The sequence below is a fragment of the Pseudarthrobacter niigatensis genome (genome assembly GCF_030812615.1).
GTDB lineage: Bacteria > Actinomycetota > Actinomycetes > Actinomycetales > Micrococcaceae > Arthrobacter > Arthrobacter niigatensis.
This window is the reverse complement of the sequence record NZ_JAUSTB010000004.1, coordinates 113,806-130,065: the sequence shown is the minus strand read 5'-3', so window position 1 is coordinate 130,065 and position 16,260 is coordinate 113,806. Positions and strand designations below refer to the sequence as shown.

16 protein-coding genes are annotated in these 16,260 nt (G+C 67.5%); 7 read left to right on the top strand and 9 right to left on the bottom strand.

From position 1 onward, the window contains the following. Window positions 1-101 precede the first annotated feature (101 nt). A complete protein-coding gene (locus J2T23_RS07750) occupies window positions 102-722 on the top strand; it encodes a hypothetical protein (protein ID WP_307358681.1) in 621 nt (206 codons plus the stop codon). A 45-nt stretch (window positions 723-767) separates the two neighbouring features. Here J2T23_RS07750 and J2T23_RS07745 read toward each other — a convergent pair whose 3' ends face one another. The 3 genes from J2T23_RS07745 to serS all read right to left on the bottom strand — a co-directional run bounded on the left by J2T23_RS07745 (window position 768) and on the right by serS (window position 3,773). Further along, window positions 768-1,352 (bottom strand): histidine phosphatase family protein, encoded by a 585-nt coding sequence (locus tag J2T23_RS07745; protein ID WP_307358679.1) that lies wholly within the window; start codon window positions 1,350-1,352, stop codon window positions 768-770. Between the two features lie 60 nt (window positions 1,353-1,412). Further along, window positions 1,413-2,300 carry an HAD family hydrolase gene (locus tag J2T23_RS07740; protein ID WP_307358678.1) on the bottom strand — a complete coding sequence of 296 codons (888 nt, stop codon included), beginning with the start codon at window positions 2,298-2,300 and terminating at the stop codon, window positions 1,413-1,415. A 192-nt stretch (window positions 2,301-2,492) separates the two neighbouring features. Further along, window positions 2,493-3,773 carry a serine--tRNA ligase gene (gene serS / locus J2T23_RS07735; protein ID WP_307358674.1) on the bottom strand — a complete coding sequence of 427 codons (1,281 nt, stop codon included), beginning with the start codon at window positions 3,771-3,773 and terminating at the stop codon, window positions 2,493-2,495. A gap of 88 nt (window positions 3,774-3,861) precedes the next feature. On the opposite strand from serS, the gene J2T23_RS07730 reads away from it, so the two are divergent. Next, entirely contained in the window at window positions 3,862-4,959 is a 1,098-nt protein-coding gene (locus J2T23_RS07730) for a diacylglycerol/lipid kinase family protein (RefSeq protein ID WP_141158604.1), read from the top strand. Window positions 4,960-5,011: 52 nt separating this feature from the next. Here J2T23_RS07730 and J2T23_RS07725 read toward each other — a convergent pair whose 3' ends face one another. The 3 genes from J2T23_RS07725 to J2T23_RS07715 all read right to left on the bottom strand — a co-directional run bounded on the left by J2T23_RS07725 (window position 5,012) and on the right by J2T23_RS07715 (window position 6,629). Beyond that, window positions 5,012-5,236, bottom strand: a complete 225-nt coding sequence (locus J2T23_RS07725; RefSeq protein ID WP_141158605.1) for a hypothetical protein — start codon at window positions 5,234-5,236, stop codon at window positions 5,012-5,014. Window positions 5,237-5,331: 95 nt separating this feature from the next. After that, a complete protein-coding gene (pheA, locus tag J2T23_RS07720; protein WP_307358671.1) occupies window positions 5,332-6,303 on the bottom strand; it encodes a prephenate dehydratase in 972 nt (323 codons plus the stop codon). Continuing rightward, window positions 6,303-6,629 carry a rhodanese-like domain-containing protein gene (locus tag J2T23_RS07715; RefSeq protein WP_141182990.1) on the bottom strand — a complete coding sequence of 109 codons (327 nt, stop codon included), beginning with the start codon at window positions 6,627-6,629 and terminating at the stop codon, window positions 6,303-6,305. The genes pheA and J2T23_RS07715 overlap by 1 nt, the downstream gene beginning before the upstream one ends. A 206-nt stretch (window positions 6,630-6,835) precedes the next feature. On the opposite strand from J2T23_RS07715, the gene J2T23_RS07710 reads away from it, so the two are divergent. From J2T23_RS07710 to J2T23_RS07700, 3 genes are all read left to right on the top strand, one after another. Next, window positions 6,836-8,242 carry an amidase gene (locus J2T23_RS07710; protein WP_307358666.1) on the top strand — a complete coding sequence of 469 codons (1,407 nt, stop codon included), beginning with the start codon at window positions 6,836-6,838 and terminating at the stop codon, window positions 8,240-8,242. A 128-nt stretch (window positions 8,243-8,370) separates the two neighbouring features. Further along, window positions 8,371-8,595, top strand: coding sequence for a hypothetical protein (locus tag J2T23_RS07705; protein ID WP_307358663.1), 225 nt, complete (start codon window positions 8,371-8,373; stop codon window positions 8,593-8,595). Between the two features lie 533 nt (window positions 8,596-9,128). Next, window positions 9,129-9,587 (top strand): LapA family protein, encoded by a 459-nt coding sequence (locus tag J2T23_RS07700; RefSeq protein WP_307358661.1) that lies wholly within the window; start codon window positions 9,129-9,131, stop codon window positions 9,585-9,587. 108 nt (window positions 9,588-9,695) lie between these two features. On the opposite strand, the gene J2T23_RS07695 is transcribed toward J2T23_RS07700, so the two are convergent. The 3 genes from J2T23_RS07695 to J2T23_RS07685 are packed head-to-tail and all read right to left on the bottom strand — an operon-like array spanning window position 9,696 to window position 13,837. Beyond that, window positions 9,696-11,210, bottom strand: a complete 1,515-nt coding sequence (locus J2T23_RS07695; protein ID WP_307358658.1) for a carboxyl transferase domain-containing protein — start codon at window positions 11,208-11,210, stop codon at window positions 9,696-9,698. A gap of 1 nt (window position 11,211) precedes the next feature. Further along, entirely contained in the window at window positions 11,212-12,420 is a 1,209-nt protein-coding gene (locus J2T23_RS07690; RefSeq protein ID WP_307358656.1) for a CaiB/BaiF CoA transferase family protein, read from the bottom strand. A 46-nt stretch (window positions 12,421-12,466) separates the two neighbouring features. Beyond that, window positions 12,467-13,837, bottom strand: a complete 1,371-nt coding sequence (locus J2T23_RS07685; protein WP_141158614.1) for an SLC13 family permease — start codon at window positions 13,835-13,837, stop codon at window positions 12,467-12,469. 131 nt (window positions 13,838-13,968) lie between these two features. On the opposite strand from J2T23_RS07685, the gene J2T23_RS07680 reads away from it, so the two are divergent. Continuing rightward, window positions 13,969-14,667: a FadR/GntR family transcriptional regulator gene (locus J2T23_RS07680; protein ID WP_141182983.1), complete on the top strand. Its 699-nt coding sequence runs from the start codon at window positions 13,969-13,971 to the stop codon at window positions 14,665-14,667. 138 nt (window positions 14,668-14,805) lie between these two features. Next, a complete protein-coding gene (locus tag J2T23_RS07675) occupies window positions 14,806-16,251 on the top strand; it encodes a purine-cytosine permease family protein (protein ID WP_307358653.1) in 1,446 nt (481 codons plus the stop codon). Window positions 16,252-16,260 lie beyond the last annotated feature (9 nt).

Genomic DNA, 16,260 nt, shown 5'->3' with positions numbered 1-16,260 from the left:
TGCCGGGCCCCCAGCCGTGCGCAGGGCCGGAGCCCGGCAGGCGGTACTGGCGCGAAACCTCCCGTTTCGCAATTACTACTTCCGGGTAGTGTGGACCCAGAATGTTCACCCTCACCATCAACCAGACGGACAGCCGGCGCCACGGCGACCAGGTGCCGCAGCTGCTCAAGGCGCTGCGGCACATCCCCGCGCGCCTGGATTTCGACCGGTCAGTGGAAGACGAAGTCCAGGGCATTGTCGACTGCCCGCACCAGGCCGTGGAGGCCGCGCTGATCGCCTTGCGGAGCGGGCATTGGTACGTAGGAATCGGCGCAGGGACCGTAAACGAGCCGTTGCCCAACCAGATCAAGGATGCCTCCGGCCACGGTCTGGTCTATGCCCGCCGGGCGGTGGACCGGCTCCGCAGCAGCAAGGAGCGGGTGCCGGTTGCCGTGGAGGGTCCGCTGGCGGATGTTGCCCATGACGCCGAAGCGATCCTGCGGCTTCTCGGCCATATCGTGCGGGAGCGGTCCGGCGCGGAATGGCGGGTGCTGGACCTGCTGACCCCGGGAGTCCGCGGCCAGCAGAAGGCCGTGGCGCAGGAACTCGGGATCACCACCCAGGCGGTCAGCAAAGCCGTCGCGCGGGCGCAGTGGAACGAAGAACATGCCGCCCGGCCCGCAGCTGCCCGTTTGCTGGCGCTGGTCCTAACGGGCATGACCGCCGGCGGGTTGACCACTTGAGCCGCGTCCCGCCGTCGTAATGACTGCCGGGGCTTCCCGGCCCCCTTAGCTGCCCGTTGCTGCCAGGACCGGCTCGCCGTTGAAGTATTCCAGCTTCCAGCCGTCGACCGCGTGGTGATGCGCCAGGTTGAGGGCGGCGTTGTCCACGCTGCCCAGGGCCTGGCCGATGGCGCGGCTGAGGCTGACCCGCAGCAGGGTGCCGTGGGTGACCACCAGGACCCGCTGGCCGCGGTAATCATCCGCCAGGGCTTCCAAGGCTGCGAGGCCGCGGTCCGCGGCTTCGTCTTCACTCTCCGCGCCTTTGAATCCGCCGGGAATACGCAGCGCTTCCAGCTCGGGGCCGGCCTGCATCCCCTCGGCCGGGCCGAAGCTGCGCTCGGTGAGCTCCGGGACCCGCCGGGAAACCGTCAGCCCGAGCCCTTCGGCGATCAGGTCCGCGGTCTCCGCGGCCCGGCTCAGCGGCGAGGAGACGATGGCGTCCCATTCATACGGTGCAAGGATGGCGACGGCGTCCCGCGCCTGGCCGCGTCCGACGTCGTTCAGGGGGATGTCGGTTGATCCCTGCAGCCGGCGCTCAGCGTTCCAGTCGGTCTGGCCATGGCGGACGAGGGCGAACGTCGTAAGGGTCATGTCTCTATTCTGCCTTGGGCCGGCGGCGTGCCCTGAATTCTGCTTGCTGCCGGGTCCTGCCTAGAGGAGGCTGCGCAGCACATGGGCGGCGCCGTCGTCGTGCACTGAGTGCGTGACTTCGTCCGCCGCAGCGACCACTTCCGCCGGAGCCTGCCCCATGGCGACGCCGCGGCCGGCCCACGTGAGCATTTCGATGTCGTTCCGGCCGTCGCCCACGGCAACCGTCAGGTGCTCTTCAAAGCCAAGCCGGAGCCTGAGGTTTTCCAGGGCGCTGGCCTTGGTGACGCCCGCGGCGGCGATGTCCAGCCACGCGGTCCAGCCCACCGAATAGGTCACGCCCGCCAGGCCCACGTGGTTGATGGCCTCGTTGAACTCTTCGGGCGTGTTCTCGGTGCTGAACACCACCACGCGGACGGCAGTAGCCTCCAGCATGGTCTGGAAGTCAACCCCCACCGCCTCGACGCCGAAGCTGGCATCCTGGAACCGCTCGGTGGAGAGGAACCTTCCGTCGGCGTCCTCAAGCGCGTACTTGGCGGACGGAAGACGTTTGCGGAGGGCACGCAGGGCCGGTCCCGGATCAAACGTGGCCTTGTGGATCACCTCGTAGCCGTTTTCCAGTTCGGGGTGCAGCCGGAGGGTCACCCCGCCGTTGCAGCACACGGCGTACCCGTGCTCGATGCCGATCTTTTCGATGATGGGAAGCGTGGCGTTCAGGGAGCGGCCGGTGGCGATCATAACCTCGTGCCCGGCTGCCACCACGGCCTGCGCAGCTTCCCGTACGCCAGCGGACATATGGCCGTCGTGGTTAACCAGCGTGCCGTCCACGTCCAGGGCGACCATGAACTTCTGGTCCACCGCGGCGGAGCCGATGCTGTTGCGGTTGTAGTCTCGATTGTTGTCTCGCCGGTCATCGTTGCCGGCGACTGAGGTTTCAGTCAGCGTTGTCATTCACACAGTGAAGCAGACGCAACTGACACGCGCTAGGACGCGGACCACAGGTTTATTGAACTGTTGGTTAACACGGCGGATTTCCACATTTGCGGGAGGCCGTACATGGACAAGCGCGGGCAAAACCCAGGCGTGTTCGCGGATCGGAACAATTGAAGTGCCGATCCGCGAACACGCTGATGAAGGATTCCCCTAGAGGACCGGGAAGACCTCCAGGCCGCCCAGGTACTTCTGCAGGGCCTTCGGCACGTTTACGGAGCCGTCCGCGTTCTGGTGGTGCTCCAGGAGGGCCACGATCCACCGTGTGGTGGCCAGGGTGCCGTTCAGCGTGGCCACGGCGCGCGTGCCCTTGGCAGCACCCTCAGAATTCACCACCCGCTCCCGGATGTTCAGGCGGCGGGCCTGGAACGTGGTGCAGTTGGACGTGGAGGTCAGCTCGCGGTAGGCGTTTTGCGTGGGGACCCAGGCTTCGCAGTCGTACTTGCGGGCCGCGGAGGTACCGAGGTCGCCGGCGGCAGTGTCGATGACCCGGTACGGCAGTTCGCACTTGGCCAGCATCTCCTCTTCCCAGGCCAGGAGGCGCTGGTGCTCGGCGGCAGCTTCTTCAACCGTGGTGTAAATGAACATCTCCACTTTGTTGAACTGGTGCACGCGGATGATGCCGCGGGTGTCCTTGCCGTGGGATCCGGCTTCGCGGCGGTAGCAGGAGCTCTGTCCCGCGTAGCGGATGGGACCGGCGGAGAAGTCCAGGATCTCGTCGGCGTGGTACCCGGCCAGGGCCACCTCTGAGGTGCCCACGAGGTAAAGGTCGTCTTCGGCGAGACGGTAGATCTCGGCGTCGTGCTTGACGTCGAAGCCGGTGCCCTGCATGGTCTCGGGACGCACCAGGGTGGGGGTGATCATAGGGACGAAGCCGGCTTCAATGGCCTGGTCCATGGCCATCTGCAGCAGTGCCATCTCCAGCCGGGCCCCCACGCCCCGCAGGAAGTAGAAGCGCGCACCGGAGACCTTGGCGCCGCGCTCCATGTCGATCGCGCCGATCAACTCGCCGATTTCCAGGTGGTCCCTAGGCTCGAAGTCGGGGAATTCGCGCGGGGCGCCCACGGTCTTGACCACCACGTAGTCGTCCTCGCCGCCTTCGGGAACGCCGTCCTCCACCAGGTTGGGGATGGTGCGCAGCAGTTCTTCCTGCTTAGTCTGGGCGGCATCAGCCTCCGCGGAAGCGGCCTTTACCGAATTGGCGAGTTCCTTGACCTCGGCCAGCAGGGCCTGCTTCTCGTCGCCCTTGGCCTTTGCCACCTTCTTGCCGAACACGTTCTGCTCCGCCCGGAGGTTCTCGAAGCGGAGCAGGGCGGCACGGCGGGCGGAGTCCGCGGAGATGATCGCGTCCACCACTGATTCGTCCGCGCCGCGGGCGCGCTGGCTGGCACGGAACTTGTCCGGGTTTTCGCTGAGGTCTTTTACGTCGATCACCAGACAAGGGTATCCAATTCACTGCACGACGGCGGGCGTGCAGCTCCGTGCCGCGGGCCGCCGCGCGCCGGGCTACTGTTGAACCACCATGAGCGACTGGATTCTCTACCTGCTGATTGCCGTGGCGCTTGCCTTCGCCACCTCCAGCTGGTGGGGGGTGCGCCGCCTCAAGGCCCTGCATATGCGCAGCGCCGTCGCCGGGGAAGCCTACGACTCAGGGCTGGCCCAGCAGCGGGTGGCCGTGGTCCTGAACCCCATCAAGGCGCGGGCGGACGAAGCCAGGGGAATGATCCACCGGGCATGCCTGGCGGCGGGGTGGGAGGAGCCCGTCTTTTTCGAGACGACGGCGGAGGACCCCGGCTTTTCGCAGATGCAGGCCGCCTTGGCGGCAAAGCCCGACGTCGTCCTGGTGGGCGGCGGCGACGGCACCGTCCGGGTGGTGGCTGAGGCCCTCGCGAACACCGATGTAGCCATGGGCCTGATTCCGCTGGGCACGGGAAATCTCTTGGCCCGGAATGTGGACCTGGACGTGAACGATCTCCACGGCAATGTCCAGACGGCGCTTTTTGGGCGGCAACGGTACATTGACACTGCCCGGATGGCCATTGAGAACTCCCGCACGGGCCACTATTCGGAGCACGTCTTCCTGGTGATCGCCGGAATCGGCATGGATGCCGAAGTCCTCGCCGACACCAACGCCGGGCTGAAGAAAGCCGTGGGCTGGCTGGCCTACACGGAGGCCGGGGTGCGCCACCTCCCGGGCCGGCGGAAAAAGGTGTCGATCGCCCTGGATGACAGCCCGGAGCAGGTAAGGAACATCCGCAGCGTGCTGTTCGCCAATTGCGGCCTGGTTCCCGGCGGCATTGACTTCATCCCGCAGGCCATGATCGACGACGGCATGCTGGACGTCGTGGTGATGAGCCCCCGCAGCGCCCTGGGGTGGCTGCTGATGTACGTGAAAATCATGTTCAAGCACAGTGGAAAGCTGCCCATCATGACCGTGTACCGGTCAGTCAAGGTGGTCATCAAGTGCCCCGAGCCGATGCCCACGCAGCTCGACGGCGACACGGCGGGGGAAGCCACCCAGCTTACGGTCGGGGTGGAGCCCCGGTCACTCCTGGTCAGGGTCAGGGGGCAGGGACACAGCGGCGGCCCGGCGCAGGGCAGTCCACGCACCGTGCGGTAACGCGGAGCTGGAGCGGCGCCGCGACGCGGCGCCGCGCCAGTGGTCGGCGCCGTCAGGACCCGGACTTTTTCCCAGCCTCCGCAGCAGCTTTCGCGTCCGCGTGGGCTTGTTTGGCAGCAGCGTGGGCTTCGGACTGCTCGCGGATCATCGCCTGCTCCTCTTCGAAGCGGAGGCGGTCTGCGCGGTCGGCGTCGTCCCCGTCCCAGTCCTGGTTGTCTCCCGTCGGCTTGGGGTTGACGATCATCCCCTGGCCGTCATTGTCAGTGCTGCTGGTCATGACCCGCTCCCTTCGTCAGGGGCCATACCCCGTGTGGATCAAGCAAGCATACGCACAGTCCACAGTCCGCGGAAGTATTTTCCGGGGGCATTTGCCTACGCTTTGGGCGAAGCCCCGGAACCGCTTTCACCTGCGGCGGATTCCTCGGCGAGGACGGATTCCACCCACGTCCGGGCGGCCGCGAAAGCAGCATCGGAGGTATGGGCGGGAACCGGCGTGGCGTGCCTGTCGGCCCTGGCGTAGGAGCCCAGGAAGCGGGTGCCGGGACTGATGCGGTGCAGCCCCGCCAGTGCGTCAGCCACCCTGGCCTCGCGGGCATGGCCGTCGGCGTCGATGCTGAAGAAATAGTGCCCCAGGTACTGTCCGGTAGGGCGCGATTCGATCCTGCTGAGGTTGACGCCGCGGCTGGCGAACTGGTCAAGGATCTCCATGAGGGCGCCCGGCCGGTCCTCCGGCAGCGGGACCACAACGGTGGTCTTGTCCGCTCCGGTCCGTTCCGGCAGTGGAGCCGGCCGGCTGACCAGGATGAAGCGTGTCACCGCGCCGGGGTTGTCCCCAATGTCTTCCGCCAGGACCGACAGCCCCGCATGCTCCCTGGCCACGAGCGGGGCGCAGATTGCCGCGTCGTACCGGCAGTCCGCGTCCAGCAGCCCCAGCGCGGCAGCGGCTGTTGACGATCCGGGAACGTATTCCGCACCAAGTATATGCTGATCCATCCATAGCCGGCACTGCGCCCAGGCATGGCCGTGTGTGGACACCCGCCGTACATCCTCCAGCTGCACCCCGGGCCGGGCAGCCAGGACAAAGCTGATGGGAACCAGGACTTCGCGGATGATCCGCAGTTCCGGGCCCGTGGCAATGGCATCCAGCGTGGCAGTCACGCCGCCCTCCACCGAGTTTTCGATGGGGACCATGGCGGCGTCTGCCGAGCCGTCGCGGACTTTGTCAAGGGCAGCGTTGACGTTCGACGCCGGCAACCGGACCGCCTGGGCGGCGCCAGGGACCTGCAGCAGGGCAGCCTCAGTGAATGTGCCCTCCGGACCGAGGAACGTATAGGCGCAGGGCACTAAAGCACCAGGGGCTTGAGTCCGTTGTCCGAGACCAGGGGCTTGCCGGATTCCAGCCACTGGTCCATGCCGCCGGACACGTTAATGGCTGTATACCCCTGGCCTGTGAGCCATTGGGCCACGCGGAAGGAGCGGCCGCCGGTGCGGCAAATGACGTAGACGTCCTCGTCCGGGTCGAGTTCATCCAGCCGGGCCGGGACCTGGTCCATGGGGATGTGGACTGCGCCCTCGGCATGGCCGGCAACCCACTCGTAGTCCTCCCGGACGTCCAGGATCACGGCGTCGGCCGGGACGTCATGGACGGGGACGGTATCGAAATCGCTCATCGGAGTCCTGTCTTGGCAGCTCTGTCGGATCAAAGTCAGGTTTAAGCCTAGCCCTTCCGCCTCCCCGCAGCCGGAACGGGTCCGGGGAAAGGCGCGGGTTAGGCTGGTGAAGGCCCAGGAGGTTTCCATGTCCCAGCAGCTGACCGCCCTCTCCGCGCTACCGGCTTGTGCCTGCCGGAAAGCCCGGCCCCGGCCGGCAGGTCCCCGTGCCTGAACTCCACGAACTTTCGGCACTGGCGCTCCGCGACCTCCTGCGCAGCGGATCGGTGTCCGCCACTGAATCCACCGCACACTTCCTGGAGCGGATCGGGCAGCAAAACCCACTGCTGGGCGCCTTCATCACCGTGACGGCGGACCAGGCCCTGGGGCAGGCGCGGGCGGCGGATACCCGCAGCGCCCATTCCGCCGCCGATGACCTGCCCCTGCTGCACGGCATGCCGCTGGCGTTCAAGGACCTCGCGGACGTGGCCGGTGTGGTGACCACGCACGGCAGCGCCGCCCTGGACCACAAACCCGCCCCTGCCGACGCTCCCCTGGTGTCCCTTTTCAAGGATGCAGGCGTGGTTTCGCTGGGCAAGACCCAGGTGCCCGAATTCGGACTGACGGCCTACAGCGAAAACCGCATCGCGCCGCCGTCGCGCAACCCGCACGCGCCCGGCAGAAGTTCGGGAGGGTCCTCCGGCGGCAGTGCAGCCGCCGTGGCGGCAGGGTTGCTGCCTTTTGCCCCCGGGACCGACGGCGGCGGATCAGTCCGCATACCCGCTGCCGCCTGTGGCCTGGTGGGACTCAAACCCGGGCGGGGGCTGGTGGCCGCCGGGGAAAGCGCCGGCGACCCTGCCCGGCTGGTGACACCGGGACCCATTGCCCGGAGCGCAGAGGATGCCGCGCTGATGATGGACGTCCTGGCCCCAGGGAACCAGTACCTCGAGGCAGTCCGGCAGGAGCCGCCGCGGCTGAGGATCGGCATCACGCTGGACAGTCCCTGGTCCGGCACCTTTCCGTTCACGCCGGACCGGGAGGCCCTGGACGCGCTCCAGGCCGGCGAAGCCCTCCTGGAACATGCCGGCCATACCCTTGGCGACGCCGGCGTCCGCTATGACAACAGGTATCCGGATGCCTTCACCACAGCCTGGACCGCCGGAGTGGGCGCCGCCCGGATCAGCCCATCCAGGGAAGCGCAGCTCGCGCCCCTGACCCGGACCTTCCGCCGGCGCGCGCAGCAGCGCAGCCCTGCCAAACTTGCCGAGGCGCTGGCGTTCCTGCGGCAGTTCCAGCACGACACGGAGGCCCAGTACCGGCAGTGGGACCTGATGCTGATGCCCGCGCTGGCGCAGACGCCCCGGCCGGTGGGCTGGTTCACCGGCACGGCGCACGGCAGCGTCCGCTGGCCGTCGGTGCAGTGGCCCGGGGACGCCGATGGCGACTACCGGAAGCAGTGCGAATACGCGCCCTGGTCCTCGATGGTCAATGTGTGCGGACTGCCGGCCATCACGGTTCCGGTGCATTGGACCGGCGGTGCCCCCGGGAGCGGACTGCCCATGGGAATCCAACTGGTGGGCCCTCCGGGTTCTGAGGCCCTCCTGCTGCAGGTCGCGCGCCAACTGGGCTTCTAGGGGCAGGGCTTTTTGCTGTTGACCTTAACCTAACGGCGGCTTAACCCAGCCGTAACCTGGGCTACCCAAACTGGTAAAGCGCCATTACGTTTCCTCCACCCACCAAGCTCCACGAGGAGTTGTCCCGCATGAATGCTGAAGCCAGCGCAAACGGCGCCGAAACTTACGCGGCGGCCCCCGACGGCCGGCCGGACCTGAGCAACACCAACGTCAGGGAGGACCTCGCCATGGCCGGCCGGTGCGCCCTGGTCCACCTGCCGACGGGCCGGACTTGCCTGCTCCCCCTCCGCCATCAAGGGCCCTGCGAGTTCCACCGCCCGCAGGAGGCACAGGACATCGTTAACGGCGGCTGACTCCCCGCGTGGCCTGCCCCGCGGGCTGCATACCGATGCCGCGGCGCCCGTGTGGACTTCGCCGGCGTATCGACTCCCGCGCCAATCAGGGGGACGATTAAAGGGCAGTCACCATGAGGAGGCCTGTATGTGCTACGCATCAAACAAGGACTTCGGATGGGGCGCCAGGAAGGAAACGACGCGCCGGCCCGAAGCCGAAACAAAACCCGAAACACCTGCGGAAACTCCAAAGGAGCCGGTCAAGGCACCGGATTTCACCTTCTGGGCGTTCCCCAACTGGCGCAGGTCCCCTGCACCGCGCACCCCCTCCGCGGAGCGGAACAGGGAGAGGGTCTGACGCCCGGGCTGTAATGACCCGGGCCGGTCGAAGGAGGGGTTCCCGGGCGGGTGCCCCTCCTTCGACAAAACACCCCGGGACCTCCTCCGTCTGCGACTCTTGGCCGCACACCCCGTTACGCGCGTTGTGCTAACGCAACACTGGCGTCTATGGTTGCACAATAAGCATGCTTATTATTCTGCGAAAGGAAACGGGCATGAGCGCAGGACAGTACACGCCAGGACCGGACCGCACGCCGGAACGCGAGGCCACCACGCCGCCAGCAAACCCGGCCCAGCCGTCCGGGGACCGGGCCGCATCCCTCGGCGGCGCCCCGTCCTACCCAACCCGGGAGCCCGGAACGCCCGCCACAGGAACCTCGGCCACGACCGCCCCGGGCGGCGCCACCCCGGAGCGCAAGGTCACCCGCGCCGGAGTCATCTGGGCAGCGGTAGTGGCTGCCTTGGCGCTCCTGATCCTGCTGATCGTTTTCATCCTGCAGAACCAGGAACAGGCCTTGGTGAAATTCCTGGGCTTCGAGGGCTCAGTCCCGCTTGGCATGGCTCTGTTCATCGCGGCCGTGACGGGCGGCGTGCTGGTGGCCGTTGCGGGCGGCGTGCGTATCCTCCAGCTCCGCTCCAACGCCCACAGGGCACGGGTCCGGCAACGAAAGTAGCGGCCGGTCGCCGAGCCGCCCGGTCGCCGAGCCGCCCGGTCGCCGAGCCGCCCGCGTGGCTGCCGCCGTCGAGGTGGGTACCGACGTCCCAGCTTTACGCCGCCTCGCCTAGCGGGCGCCCAGCGTCGCGAACTTTCCGGCGCGGGCAGCCACCAGTTCCGGCACGGGAACTCCCGCCACAGTCGCCAGCTCATACTCAATCGCCTGTGCCATCCGGACGCAGAATTCGCGCGGCTCCAGGGAAGCATCACCGCGCTCGTCAACGATGTGGTCCACCAGCCCGTTCGCGTACAGCGCCGCGACGTTCACACCCTGCGCCTGGGCCATGGCGGGCGCGAATTCGGTGGTCCGGTGGACGATGGCGCTGGCTCCCTCCGGCGGCAGCGGCGACAGCCAGCTGTGCTGTGCGGCGATGGTCCTGTCCGCAGGCAGCAGCGCCAGCGCCCCTCCCCCGGCTCCCTGGCCAAGCAGCACGGAAACCGACGGTGACTCGAGTCCGATCAGTTCATGCAGCGAGCGCGCAATTTCGCCGGCAAGCCCGCCCTCCTCCGCTTCCTGCGAAAGGGCGGCACCGGCGGTATCGATGACAGTCAGCAGGGGAAGCCGCAGTTCCTCCGCCAGCTTCATCCCCCGCCGCGCTTCCCTCAAGGACCCGGGCCCCATGCCGGCGGCGTCTTTCCGCAGCGGGCGTGCGTGCCCCAGCACGATGCAGGACTGGGTGCCGAAGCGTGCAAGTGCCAGCAGCAACCCGGGGTCCTTCTCGCCCTGCCCGGTTCCGTTCAAGGGAAGGGCATCTCCGGCGCCGAATTTCAGCAACTGGCGCAGGTCCGGCCGCCGCGGCCGCCGGGAGAGCCCGATGGACGTCCAGGCGTCCACGGACGATGGCCGGACGTTCACGGTGTCGGGAGCCGCGGGGCGCGGCGGCAGCGGGGCCACGGGAGCGAGGATGTCCAGCGCCCGGCCCACCAGATCGGCGAGGTCGCGAGGTTCGACCACTCCGTCGATCAATCCCTTGTTGAAGAGGTTTTCCGCCACCTGGACGTTCTCCGGGAAGTCTTCGCCGTACAGCGCCTGGTAGACGCGTGGGCCAAGGAATCCCAGCAGGGCCCCGGGTTCGGCCACGTTGATGTGCCCCAGGGATCCCCAGGACGCCATCACGCCGCCGGTGGTGGGGTGGCGCAGGTAGACCAGGTAGGGAAGGCCGGCCTGGCGGTGCGCGCGGACTGCGCCGGTGATCTTCACCATGGACAGGAACGCGAGCGTCCCTTCCTGCATCCGCGTGCCGCCTGACGCCGGACCGGCCAGCAGCGGGAGCCCTTCGGCAGTGGCGCGTTCGACGGCGGCAACAATCCTTTGCGCTGCCGCGTGGCCGATCGACCCGGCAAGGAACGAAAATTCGCTGACGATGAGTGCGACCCTCCGGCCGCGGATCAGCCCGGCGCCGGTGATCACTGATTCGTCGGCGCCGCTGCGCTCCCGCGCCTTGGCCAGGTCCCGGGCGTACTCTTCGGACAGCCCGGGCTGCTCCGGTTCCGCGTCCCAGGAAACGAACGAACCGGGGTCCACCACGGTTTCGAGCAACTCGGTGGCGTTCATGTGCCGCACCTTCTCTGCCGTCCCCACGCTACTTGGCCGCCGGTGCCGCGGGGGCCATGCCCAGCCATTCCCGGATGGCGGCGCCGTCCTCATTCAGCAGCGGCGGTGCGTCGTGCCCGGTCGGGGTGGTTTCCGCGGCGTCGCCGGGTGCGAAGAACCGCAGCGGCGGCCCCGGCAGGCTCACCTTTCCCAGCAGTGGATGGTCCACCTCCACCACCAGGCCCTGGGACGCCACCTGCTCCCAGGCGTACACCTCATCCAGTGAGCGGACCTTGCCGGCCGGGATCCCGGCGTCGTTCAGCTTCTGCAGCAGTTCCGCCGCCCCGTACCCCGAGAAGGCGCGTTCGACGGCGGCAATCACCTCGCCGCGGTTCCGCACCCTTTCGGCGTTGCTGGCGAAACCGGGGGCGGCAGCGTCCAGGCCGAAGGCTGCCGCGAAGGACTGCCACAGTTTCTCACTGCCGACGCTGATCTGGACGCTGCCGTCCTTGCAGTTGAACAGGCCGTAGGGTGCGATGGACGGGTGGTGGTTTCCCTGGGCCTGCGGAACTTCGCCGGCAACAGTGGTCCGGGTTCCCTGGAAGGCGTGGACTCCAATCAGGGAAGCGAGCAGCGACGTGCGCACCACCTGGCCCCGGCCGGTCCGGTTCCGCTCCACCAGTGCCGCCAGGACGCCGAACGCCCCGTTCATGCCGGAGAGCAGGTCGGCGATGGGAACGCCCACGCGCTGCGGATCATCCGGTCCGGAGCCGGTGAGTGACATGAGTCCGGCTTCGCCCTGCAGGATCTGGTCGTAGCCGCTCCGCTGGGATTCGGGGCCGTCGTGGCCAAAGCCGGTGATGGACAGGATCACCAGGCGCGGGTTGAGTTCATGCATCGCCGCCGTTGAGAAGCCCAGCCGGTCCATGACGCCGGGCCGGAAGTTCTCGATCACCACATCGGCCCGCTCCAGCAGTCCGCGCAGCACCGCCTGCCCGTCTTCACTCTTCAGGTCCAAACTGATGGATTCCTTGTTGCGGTTGCAGGACATGAAGTAGGTGGACTGCAGGTCATCCTCCGGGCCGACGAAGGGCGGGCCCCAGCCCCGGGTGTCGTCCCCCGTGCCGGGGTTCTCCACCTTGATGACGCGGGCACCGAGGTCCGCCAGCATCATGCCGGCGTGCGGTCCGGCCAGTGCCCGGCTGAGGTCGACGACGGTGTGCCCGGCCAGGGGGCCTTGGCGGTTCTCGGTGCTCATGTTCTGGTTTCCTTTCTAAAAACAGGCTGGACGGGGGCGGTGGCAGTTAGAGCCAGCCGGGGACCACCAGTGCCAGCCATGCCAGGACGGGTCCGGCCACGATGACGATTCCGCTGTAGCCGAGGATCCGCTTGTAGAACTGGTCCTTGTCCACGCCCTCCGGGGCGTTGGCCAGCACCAGTGCGCCGTTGGTGGAAAACGGCGAGACGTCAACGATCGTGGCGGAGACCGCCAGGGCGCAGATGACGCCCACGGCGCCGATTTCACCGGTGGACAGGAACGGGACGGCGAGCGGGATGAGCGCTGCCAGGATCGCGGTGGAGGAGGCGAAGGCGGACACCACGGCGCCGATGAAGCAGATGATGAGGGCCGCCAGCAGCGGCATTCCCATTCCGGCGACGCCGCTGGAGACGAATTTAATGGTGCCGGCCTCCTCAAGCACGCCGACGAAGGTCAGCATGCCGCAAATGAGCAGCACGGTGGACCAGCTGATCTTGTTGATGGCGCCCTTCTGCGCGGCCGGCGAGACCAGGGCCAGCACGATGGCGATGGTGATGGACACGAAGCCGACATCCATCTTGAAGCCGAGGGCCACCACGGCCAGCACGATCAGTCCGGCAATGGTGACAAGCTGGGGGATCCGTTCGGAACGTTCCTTGGTGGCGGCAATGCCGTCGCCTGCTGGGTCGCGGGGGCCGTACATGCCCGAGCCGAAGCCCTTGAAAGGAACGTCGCCGCCGGCCGCCTTGGCGCCGACGCTGACTGCCATGCGCGCCTCGGCCGCCTGCTCCACGAAGTGTCCCACCTTGGAGGACAGGAGGTTCTTGCCGCCCAGGACCACGAAGAGGACCAGCGCGATGACCAGGTTGAAGATGAAGCTGGACAGGAACAGGGCGGTGGGGCTGAACGCGAGGTCGGTCTTGGCCAGGATGCCGTTGACGGTGACGCCGTAGACGGCGATGGGCGAGAAGCCGCCGGCCTGTGCGCCGTGGATCACCATCATGCCCATCAGGAGCGGGCTGATCTTGTACTTGCCGGCAAAGCTCAGGGCGATGGGGGCAATGATGGCGACGGCGGCGGGAGACAGGGCGCCCACGGCCGTGATCACCGCGGTGATGGCGAACATGACCCAGGGGATGAGGGCAACGCGGCTGCCCACGAGCTTGACGGCTCCCCGGACCAGGAGGTCGATGGTGCCGTTGTTCTGCGCGATGGCGAAGAGGTAGGTGACGCCCACGATGGTGAGGAAGAGGCCGCCGGGGAAGTTGGCCAGGATCTCATTGGTGGACATGCCCAGCACCACGGCGCCGAGCAGGAAGGCGCCGACGAAGGCGAGCGCACCCATGTTGAGGGGCAGGACGGTGGCGAGCAGGAACATCGCCGCGAGGATGATGATGGATAGGACAGGAGCGGACATCGTTGGTCCTCCATTGAGGGGAAGAATGTGACGTGAGTTACTGGCTCACTGGACTAGCCTCTTAGACAGTGAGTCTATCTGTCAATAGATGAAGGCGGTATTCTGGACCGGTAGACCCAAGGGAGGGCTTTGTGGAGAAGACGGCACGGCTGGGGCTGGAACGCGTTGCGCGGCCACGGCTGTACGAGCAGCTGGTGGAACAGATCCTTGCCTACATCGAGTCCGCCCAGCTGAAGCCCGGCGACCTGCTGCCGGCCGAGCGCGACCTCGCCGAGCGGCTGGGCGTCTCCCGCGCCACTCTCGCCCAGGCACTGGTGGCCCTTGAGGTCCTGGGCGTCATTGACGTGCAGCACGGCACCGGAGCCGTGCTGGCCCGGAGGCCCAGCGTCGCCTCGGTGGTCAAGGGCCTGCGTGAGCACCAGAGCCGGCTGCCGGAAATCGTGGAAGCCCGCAGCACCCTGGAGGTGAAGCTTGCCGCCCTTGCCGCGGAACGCCGGACGGACCAGGACCTCGCCGCGATCGACAACGCCCTGGACGTCATGGCACAGGAAATCAGCGACGGCGACCGCGGCACCCACGGTGACGAACTCTTCCACCAGGCAATCACCGGCGCGGCGCACTCCTCGGTCCTGGCACAGCTGATGGCCTTCATCGCGGAGATGATCCTGGAAACAAGGATGGAGTCGCTGGGCCAGCCCGGCCGGCCGGAACAGTCACTGGCATCACACCGGAAAATCGCGGATGCCGTGCGTGCGCAGGACGCTGCGGCAGCGGCCGACGCCATGCTGGCGCACATCGAGCTCGTCTCCGACGTGGAGCTGCTCCGCTAGCAGCCGTGGGCCGGGCCGCCCCACGGCGACACGCCGGGCTGTCTGGTTTCCCGGACAGCCAGCGTGGGACAGCGGTGTTGCAGCGCCCTGAAACCCGGTGTGATGGACCCTACGTTTACATCACTGAGGAGTTTGGCCATGGCCGGAGGCAGTACCGCCGTAGAGGCACGTTCGATTGACATGATCCCGCCGGGTGAGCGCCACGGCCACCCGCGGGGCCAGTTCACCCTGTGGTTCGGCGCCAACGCGCAGATCACCGCCATCGTGGACGGCGCCCTGGCCGTGGTGTTCGGGGCGGATGCTTTCTGGGCCATCGTGGGACTGTTGGTGGGGAATGTGCTGGGCGGCGCCGTCATGGCCCTCCACTCTGCCCAGGGCCCCAAGCTGGGGCTGCCCCAGATGATTTCCAGCCGGGCGCAGTTCGGCGTGTACGGGGCCGTGATCCCGCTGGCACTGGTCATCCTGATGTACGTCGGATTCGCCTCCACCGGCACCGTCCTTTCGGGGCAGGCCATCAACCTCATGCTGGGAGTGGAGACGCCCGCCGTCGGAATCCTCATCTTCGGTGCGGCCACCGCCCTGCTGGCCATCCTGGGCTATAAGTACATCCACGCGCTGGGCCGCATCGCCACCGTGCTGGGCCTCGCCGGCTTCCTCTACCTGACGGTCGCCGTCGTCACCAGGTTCGACGTCACCCAGGTGCTGATGGTCAAGGGCTTCGAGTGGCCCACGTTCCTCACCGCCGTCGCCCTCGGCGCAGGCTGGCAGCTGACGTTCGGCCCGTACGTCGCCGACTACTCCCGCTACCTCCCGGCCCACACCTCCGAGCGCAAGACGTTCTGGTACACCTTCGCCGGCTCGGTGGGGGGCGCCCAGTGGGCCATGACCCTGGGCGCCCTGGCCGGAGGGCTGTCGGCCGCCAAGCTGGGCGGGGATTTCCTGAAGAACCAGGTGGGGTACATGGGCGACCTCGCCGGCGCCGGCCTGATCGCCGTCTTCATCTACCTGATGATCGTCACCGGCAAGCTGACAGTGAACTGCCTGAACGCCTATGGGGCCTTCATGTGCGGCGTGACCATCAGCACCGCGGTCAACCGCCGGGACACTGTCTCCAAAACCGTTCGGATCGCGTTCATCGTGGCGGTCATCGGTGCCAGCGTCCTCATCGCGCTGTTCGCCAGCAAGGACTTCCTGAACATGTTCAAGAACTTTGTGCTCCTGCTGCTGATGGTGTTCACGCCATGGTCCGTGATCAACCTCGTGGACTACTACAAGATCTCCCGCGACCGGCTGGACATCCCGGCCCTGTACAACCCGGACGGCCGCTACGGCCGCTGGAACGCCGCGGCCCTGGTCTCCTATGGAATCGGCGTCGTCATCCAGGTCCCGTTCCTGGCGCAGGCCCTGTATACCGGCCCGGTCACCAAGCTGCTGGGCGGGGCGGACATCTCCTGGCTCGTGGGGATCGTGGCCACCCTCGCCATCTACTACCCGTGGGCCAAGGCCACCAACCGGGCCCCGGCGGAATCGATCTACCCGGCGGGCAGGGTTGGGGAGCCGGCGGCCGTGGCAATGGAGGGGTAGGCAGGCAGC

Excerpts from the sequence above, each read along its gene's own strand:
- J2T23_RS07750 (WP_307358681.1), top strand. The coding sequence starts at position 102 with ATGTTCACCCTCACCATCAACCAGACGGACAGCCGGCGCCACGGCGAC.
- J2T23_RS07745 (WP_307358679.1), bottom strand. The coding sequence starts at position 1,352 with ATGACCCTTACGACGTTCGCCCTCGTCCGCCATGGCCAGACCGACTGG.
- J2T23_RS07740 (WP_307358678.1), bottom strand. The coding sequence starts at position 2,300 with ATGACAACGCTGACTGAAACCTCAGTCGCCGGCAACGATGACCGGCGA.
- J2T23_RS07730 (WP_141158604.1), top strand. The coding sequence starts at position 3,862 with ATGAGCGACTGGATTCTCTACCTGCTGATTGCCGTGGCGCTTGCCTTC.
- J2T23_RS07725 (WP_141158605.1), bottom strand. The coding sequence starts at position 5,236 with ATGACCAGCAGCACTGACAATGACGGCCAGGGGATGATCGTCAACCCC.
- J2T23_RS07715 (WP_141182990.1), bottom strand. The coding sequence starts at position 6,629 with ATGAGCGATTTCGATACCGTCCCCGTCCATGACGTCCCGGCCGACGCC.
- J2T23_RS07705 (WP_307358663.1), top strand. The coding sequence starts at position 8,371 with ATGAATGCTGAAGCCAGCGCAAACGGCGCCGAAACTTACGCGGCGGCC.
- J2T23_RS07700 (WP_307358661.1), top strand. The coding sequence starts at position 9,129 with ATGAGCGCAGGACAGTACACGCCAGGACCGGACCGCACGCCGGAACGC.
- J2T23_RS07690 (WP_307358656.1), bottom strand. The coding sequence starts at position 12,420 with ATGAGCACCGAGAACCGCCAAGGCCCCCTGGCCGGGCACACCGTCGTC.
- J2T23_RS07685 (WP_141158614.1), bottom strand. The coding sequence starts at position 13,837 with ATGTCCGCTCCTGTCCTATCCATCATCATCCTCGCGGCGATGTTCCTG.
- J2T23_RS07675 (WP_307358653.1), top strand. The coding sequence starts at position 14,806 with ATGGCCGGAGGCAGTACCGCCGTAGAGGCACGTTCGATTGACATGATC.